The following is a 2478-nucleotide window of genomic DNA, read 5'->3' as shown; positions in this document are numbered from 1 at the left end:
AGCAATGTGAAACCTAAAATAATATGATCATATTATTTTAGGTTTCACATTGCTCTCAAGCTAACAAAACAAAATTCCCCTATAATAAAAAATACGGTATTCCTACCGTATCCTCTAAAAAAAGAAACAGCATCTACTAGCATTTTTGAAAAAACGTTAGGTAAAAGTAAGAACATACAGTAGCTGGCTTTATTTTTAATATCATTCTTATTCCCCTTACAATCGTTCCAAAAAGATAGTAACTTTCCCCAAGAAGACTCTTACTGTCGACGTTCAAAAGCAAGACGTACAGCAAGACCTGTCAAGACGCTTGCCATAAGCCAACGCTGCACTCGCAGCCACGTTGGGCGTGTGCCAAACCATTTGGCAACTCTACTTGCTGTAAATACAATTAGGAGGTTGACTATAAAGCTAACCGTTATTTGTGTAAAGCCCAGAACTGCACCTTGTAGAAGCAACGATCCTTTCTCAGGATCTTCAAATTGAGGTAGAAGTGACACATACAAAATAGCAATCTTAGGATTCAGCAGATTCGTCATAAGTCCCATTAAAAATAATTTCCGTGGCGGCTCAATAGCAATAGTACGAGGTTCCATAATAGATGTAGCACCAGGCTTAATCGAATTCCATGCGAGCCAGAGTAAGTAAGCAGCACCTGCCCACTTAACTGCTTCATAGAGAGACGGAACAGCTAGGAAAAGGGCTGTAAGTCCGAACATTGTTGCAATTATATAAATTATGAAGCCAAGCATGATACCCAAAAGAGAAATGAATCCTGCCATACGCCCCTGCGTAATCGAGCGAGAAAGGAGATAAATCATGTTAGGCCCAGGTGAACAAACCATACTAAGTGAAACAATTGCAAAAGCTAGCAAAGTGCTAAAACTGACCATGAATCTTCCACCCCTTTATCTTACATAAATTTCTTATCGTCCATTTTATCATGATTGAGGAGAAAAAAGATTAATGTATGCCTATTCATATAAGGTTAACATAGCGTATTATTATCGGGATTCACTGTATTTAGAAGACTATGAAAAGTCCTCCATTTTTTTAAACTGGGGGACTTTCGTGATCACAAGGCTTTAAAAGTAACCTATCAATAGTGATATTAAAGTTACTACTAACAAGGCAAGAAGAAATGTGATATTTCGAATCCACTTTTGTATATCATCAAAATACCGTTCTATAAATGCAACGTTGATATAAAACATGAGAAATACAACAAAGAAGGTAAAGTTACCAAATTTATCATTCAATTTTTCATTAGTAAATGTGCTTACATGAAGGAATAGTAAAGCAAAAGTTACTAAGAATAACTCAAATAGCCTTTTTTTGCTCACGCCACCACCACCCTACAGTAATTTCCTTTCGTTTTATTTTATCTGAACGTAGTGTGTAGCAGACTGTAAATATTATTTACTTATGTAAAAAAAGGCTAACAATTCAAGATCGTTAGCCTTAATCGCGCCTTTTAAAAAATAACTCAATATAACAAATGAATGATTCTTCAACTTACACTATATTCTCCTTTTATTACAAAAAACGAACCTCGAATTGTTCCAGCAAGTTTAGACTTCTGTCTAGCAAACTTAAACTTCTCTACTAACTCCGTTGGTATCTCCATTCCCTCAGAAAGCTTAAATCCAACGGCCCGCTTCTTTGGGTTATCCAACGTATACATGACGTTGACTGCAAGACCATCCTCATAGAAGACATAGGCAAATTTAATATTTTCCACTTGAAAACACGATGTTTCTAAAGGTTTTGCCGCAAACTCAATATCACGTTCTTCTTTCAAAATGCGGTTCACATAATCAAGAGTCTTCTCGCTTTCACTAGCTGGTACAACCGTAAATTCATGCTTGTATTTATTCATAAAGTAACGTGCTTCATGGGCACGTAAACCAGCAAGTGCTTCTGCTACAGGTGAAGACTCCATGCCAGCTGTAGTTACGTTTTTAAAATCAACTATATTGGACAATTCCATCTCTCCTTTTAACACTTTACTTCCCAACAACTGGAATCCATATTTCACCAAATACTAAGCCGTTTCGCTGCCCCATCTCAACTGTTGTATTTGGCCCACCAACATAGGAAAAATCTTTTACTTCTGCTAATGCTTGACCAAATGCAATACCAGTAAGCTTATTACTTAGCTCCTCAGCTGTATTGCCTTCCCCTTTAACTACTAGGTATTCTCCCCTCGGAAACTGGATAACTCTAGATTCTTCTTGTATCGTTGCCTCTGTCATGACACCAGCGTAATACATCATCTTGTTATTCACCGCTTCACTCACAGAAAAAATGTAATCATTTGTAGCTAAAGCTTTTAAAGTGTCCAACCTTCCATCTTGTTCGACGGCCAGCCAAAAGTCTGCCTTTTCCTTGTTTATGCCCGCAAAGTCTGTATAGTGGCTCTTAAGTTCAGTTCCAATACCTAACACGATAAAGCTATCTTTTTCTTCTATTGTATAA

At 37.2% G+C, this 2478-nt stretch carries 4 protein-coding genes; all 4 read right to left on the bottom strand.

The window, feature by feature from the left end; all coding sequences use genetic code 11:
• Positions 1-260 precede the first annotated feature (260 nt).
• Positions 261-893, bottom strand: coding sequence for a LysE family translocator (locus tag AB3X49_RS21275; protein WP_367964575.1), 633 nt, complete (start codon positions 891-893; stop codon positions 261-263).
• Between the two features lie 192 nt (positions 894-1085).
• Positions 1086-1343 (bottom strand): DUF3963 domain-containing protein, encoded by a 258-nt coding sequence (locus tag AB3X49_RS21270; protein WP_367964573.1) that lies wholly within the window; start codon positions 1341-1343, stop codon positions 1086-1088.
• A gap of 167 nt (positions 1344-1510) precedes the next feature.
• A complete protein-coding gene (locus AB3X49_RS21265) occupies positions 1511-1984 on the bottom strand; it encodes a DUF8821 family protein (RefSeq protein WP_489752920.1) in 474 nt (157 codons plus the stop codon).
• Positions 1985-2006: 22 nt separating this feature from the next.
• Positions 2007-2478 (bottom strand): GyrI-like domain-containing protein (locus tag AB3X49_RS21260; RefSeq protein ID WP_367964571.1); only part of this gene is annotated, 472 nt, incomplete at its 5' end.

This window comes from Bacillus sp. C30 (assembly GCF_040838255.1).
Classification (GTDB): domain Bacteria; phylum Bacillota; class Bacilli; order Bacillales; family Bacillaceae_G; genus Bacillus_A; species Bacillus_A mycoides.
This window is presented reverse-complemented; position numbering and strand designations above follow the sequence as displayed.

What these genes read in the sequence shown, in the direction of transcription:
- AB3X49_RS21275 (WP_367964575.1), bottom strand. Translation starts at nt 893, where the DNA reads ATGGTCAGTTTTAGCACTTTGCTAGCTTTTGCAATTGTTTCACTTAGT.